The following is a 3,749-nucleotide window of genomic DNA, read 5'->3' as shown; positions in this document are numbered from 1 at the left end:
CAGACTGGCCTGCCCACCTGCGGGTGGCGGTGAATTTATCGGCGGTGCAGTTTGCCCATGCCGATGTGCTGGCGATGGTAGACAGCGCCCTGCAGCACAGCGGCCTGCCCAGTGCCCGGCTGGAGCTGGAGATCACCGAATCGACCCTGATGCTGGACAGCCAGGCCGCGCTGGTGGTGCTGCAGGCCTTGCGCGCGAAGGGCGTGCGGGTGGCGTTGGACGACTTTGGCACCGGCTATTCCAGCCTGGCCTACCTGCGCAGTTTTCCGCTGGACAAGCTCAAGATCGACCAATCGTTTGTCAGCATTCTGGAGAGCGCCGATGGCGACCGCAGCGCCGCCGCGATTGTGCAAACCATCGTCCAGTTGGCCCAGGCGTTGCACCTGGAGACCACGGCCGAAGGCGTAGAAACCGCCACACAGTTCGCGCTGCTGCGCCATATGGGCTGTGCCCAGGCGCAGGGCTACTGGATTGCCAAGCCGATGGATGCGGCACAGGCCAGGGCGTTCATCACCGGCTGGCCTGGTGTGCAACACCATTTTTGATAGCTGCTTATGCAGGCGCTGCCTGCGCTGGAGGCTTATTTTCTATGAATTTACTTCAGGCTGCCGGACAAGAACTGCTGTAGCCGTTCGCTCTTGGGCTGGGTCAGTACCTCGCGGGGTACGCCTTGCTCCTCGATGCAGCCTTTGTGCAAGAAGATCAGATGGTTGGACACTTCGCGGGCAAAGCCCATTTCGTGGGTCACCACCACCATGGTGCGGCCTTCCTGGGCCAGGGTTTGCATGACCCGCAGCACCTCCGAAACCAGCTCGGGGTCGAGCGCACTGGTGGGCTCGTCGAACAGCATCACCTCGGGCTCAATCGCCAGCGAGCGGGCAATCGCCACGCGCTGCTGCTGGCCGCCGCTCATGTGGGCGGGATAGGCATCTTCCTTCCCCTGCAGATCGACCAACTTTAGGTACTTGCGGGCGCGGGCAATGGCTTCGTCCTTGGGCACGCCCAGCACGTGGATGGGGGCTTCGATGATGTTTTGCAACACCGTCATATGCGCCCACAGGTTGAAATGCTGGAACACCATGGCCAGCTTGGTCCGCATGCGCTGCAGCTGTTTGGCTTCGGCCGCCACCAGTTCGCCGTTTTTATCGGCCACCAGCTTGAGTTCTTCGCCCGCCACCAGAATGCGGCCGGCGTTGGGTTTTTCCAGCAGGTTCATGCAGCGCAAAAACGTGCTCTTGCCGGAGCCAGAGCTGCCGATGATGCTGATCACATCGCCAGCACGGGCTTCCAGCGAAACGCCTTTGAGCACCTCGTTGGAGCCAAACTTCTTGTGGATGTCGATGGCCTGGAGTTTGAGGGGCTGGGTGGTCATAGAGCGGTCATTTCAAAAATTTAGGCGCCCAGCAGGTTGCCGGTGCGAAAGGGCACGCTGCCCGCAATGTTGGCCAGGTCGTCGCCAGGGGTGGCGTAGCGCTCGGTGGTGCGGGCGTACACCACGCCGGGTACTTCGGCGCGCAGGGCGTGCACGTTGCCACTGACGGGGTCGATGATTTCGGCCACCAACTCGCCCAGAGCCAGGCGGTCGCCCGGTTTGGCGGCAAACACCAGCAGGCCCGGCACGGGCGACTTCACAAACTGCGCACCGGCCAGGGGGGTGGCAGCGCAGGCCAGCTCGGGCAGCGCAGGCGGCTCACCCGCCACCGCGCCCAGGTGCTGCAAATAGCCAAAAATGGCGCTCGCATCGGCCTTGCCAAAGGCGTGGCTGACATCGCCTTCGCCGCGCAGCTCTACCGTGGTGCTGGCACAGCCCTGGGGAATCGGAAACGCATTGCCCAGCTTGTCAGCCAGTTGCCACCAGGGGCCCGACATGCTTTCGTCAAACGACAGGCCACCCGAATTTTTGGCCAGTAGCACGGCCTGGGCACCCAGCAAGCGGGCCAGCGGTTCCATGGCTGGCCAGCAGGGTGTTTCGGTGTACAGGTGCATCACGGCTTCGCAGTCGCAGTGCAGGTCCAGTACCACGTCGGCATCAAAGGCCTGGCTGACCAGGTATTTGCGCTGGCTGGCCAGTTCGGTGTCGGGCTGCCAGGCCTGCAGATGCGCGGCCATGGCTTGGCGGATGGCGGCTACGTTGGCAGCCGCGTCCGACCCCAGCTTGCCCTCGACCAAGGGCAGCACGGCGGCGCACAGGTCGGGGAAGTGGCGGTTGAAGTTCTCGGAAGTGTTCAAGTCGAAGCGGCCCATGGGCTTGTGGTCTACCCGCTGCGCCAGCCCAATGGGGTTGGCCATAGGCACCAGAATAACTTCACCCTGGATCTGGCCTTGCGCATCGGCCTGCTCCAGCAGGCGGCGCAGGTGGTAAGCGGCCAGCATGCCGGGCAGTTCTTCGGCATGCAGGCTGGCCTGGATGTAGACCTTGGGACGGGCACCGGGGGTACCGAAATGGAAACTGCTCAGTGTCTTCTGGCTGCCAATGCTTTGGCTGCGCAGAACATGGTCGGTGCGTTGCATAAACAAGGGGGTAGGTGTCAGTGTTTGCGAGGGGCCAGATAGGCCAGGAAGTGCTTTTCGGCCAACCGGAACAGCGCAATCAGCGCAAAGGTGCCGATCAGGTACAAGGCGGCGGCAAACAGGTAGGCTTCAAACGGCAGGTAGAAGTCGGAATAGATGCGGCTGGCTGCGGCGGTGATGTCTAGCAGGCCCGGCACGGCGCTGGCCAAGCTGGTGCTTTGCAGCATCATTACCACTTCGTTGCTGTAGGCGGGCAGGGTGCGGCGCATGGCGCTGGGCAACACCACACGCAGCAAAATTTTGAAGCGGCTCATGCCCAGCGACTGGGCCGCTTCGATCTCGCCCGCATTGGTTTCGCGGATGGACCCGGCCAACATCTCGGCGGTGTAGCCCCCGGTGTTCAGCGCAAAGGCCAGCAGCGCGCAGAAGAAAGCGTTCTTGAAGTAGACCAGCGGCCACACGGTGTCCCACCGGGCCTGGATCCATTCGAGCTGGGCCAGTCCGTAGTAGATCAAATAGACCTGGATCAGCAGCGGGGTGCCACGGATCACAAAGGTATAGGCACCCACTATCCGTTTCAGAATTTCGCTGTTGCTGGTCAAAGCCAGCGCAAACGCCACCGCCAGCACGGCTCCAATGGCGACCGATGCAAACAACAGGGACAGCGTGGTGACAATGCCTTCGCCGAACATGGCCAGGCTCTCGGCCCGGAATATGACTTCCCAGTTCATGGTTAAAACGCGATCCGTTTGGTACCCAGGCTGTAGCGTGCGTTGAGCTTGCGCAGCACCGCCAACGAGACCCAGGTGAAGATAAGAAACAGCCCGCCCGCAAACAGCAGGTAGGCGAACGGCGAACGGGTGGCGGCGCTGGCCTGCTTGGCCAGGTAGGTCATTTCCTGCAGGCCGATCAAACTGACCAAGGCGGTGGACTTGATGAGGACCAGCCAGTTGTTGGTAAAGCCGGGCAGTGCATAGCGGACCATTTGCGGCGCGGTGATGCGCAAAAACGCTTGCCGAGGGCCCATGCCAAATGCGGCGGCGGCTTCAAACTGACCACGCGGAATGGCCATGATGGCACCGCGAAAGGTCTCGGTCATGTAGGCGCCGTAGATGAAGCCGAGCGTGAAGACACCGGCAAAAAAGGGGTTCAGGTCCAGGGTGGCTTCACTGCCAGCCATTTCCAGCAGGGCATTCACCCCAATCGTGCCGCCATAGAACACCAGCAGCATCAGCACC

The 3,749-nt window shown here is 62.2% G+C and carries 5 protein-coding genes; 1 reads left to right on the top strand and 4 read right to left on the bottom strand.

Features of this window, described 5'->3' with window-relative positions; translation table 11 throughout:
• Positions 1–545, top strand: a 545-nt coding sequence (locus tag ABI213_RS10370) for an EAL domain-containing protein (RefSeq protein WP_348026965.1), incomplete at its 5' end; no start/stop codon positions are given.
• A 50-nt stretch (positions 546–595) separates the two neighbouring features.
• Here the strand turns inward: ABI213_RS10370 and ABI213_RS10365 are convergent.
• The 4 genes from ABI213_RS10365 to ABI213_RS10350 all read right to left on the bottom strand — a co-directional run.
• Positions 596–1,372: an ATP-binding cassette domain-containing protein gene (locus tag ABI213_RS10365; protein WP_348007484.1), complete on the bottom strand. Its 777-nt coding sequence runs from the start codon at positions 1,370–1,372 to the stop codon at positions 596–598.
• 20 nt (positions 1,373–1,392) lie between these two features.
• A complete protein-coding gene (locus ABI213_RS10360; protein ID WP_348007483.1) occupies positions 1,393–2,511 on the bottom strand; it encodes a succinylglutamate desuccinylase/aspartoacylase family protein in 1,119 nt (372 codons plus the stop codon).
• Between the two features lie 17 nt (positions 2,512–2,528).
• Entirely contained in the window at positions 2,529–3,242 is a 714-nt protein-coding gene (locus ABI213_RS10355; protein WP_348026963.1) for an ABC transporter permease subunit, read from the bottom strand.
• A 2-nt stretch (positions 3,243–3,244) separates the two neighbouring features.
• Positions 3,245–3,749 (bottom strand): ABC transporter permease subunit (locus ABI213_RS10350; protein ID WP_348026961.1); only part of this gene is annotated, 505 nt, incomplete at its 5' end.

Origin of the sequence: Rhodoferax sp., from assembly GCF_039922535.1 — a bacterium.
Taxonomy (GTDB): domain Bacteria; phylum Pseudomonadota; class Gammaproteobacteria; order Burkholderiales; family Burkholderiaceae_C; genus Rhodoferax_B.
The sequence above is the reverse complement of the archived record's forward strand: the minus strand, read 5'-3'. Positions and strand labels throughout refer to the sequence as shown.

Coding starts and splice junctions, on each gene's coding strand:
- ABI213_RS10365 (WP_348007484.1), bottom strand. CDS start 1,372: ATGACCACCCAGCCCCTCAAACTCCAGGCCATCGACATCCACAAGAAG.
- ABI213_RS10360 (WP_348007483.1), bottom strand. CDS start 2,511: ATGCAACGCACCGACCATGTTCTGCGCAGCCAAAGCATTGGCAGCCAG.
- ABI213_RS10355 (WP_348026963.1), bottom strand. CDS start 3,242: ATGAACTGGGAAGTCATATTCCGGGCCGAGAGCCTGGCCATGTTCGGC.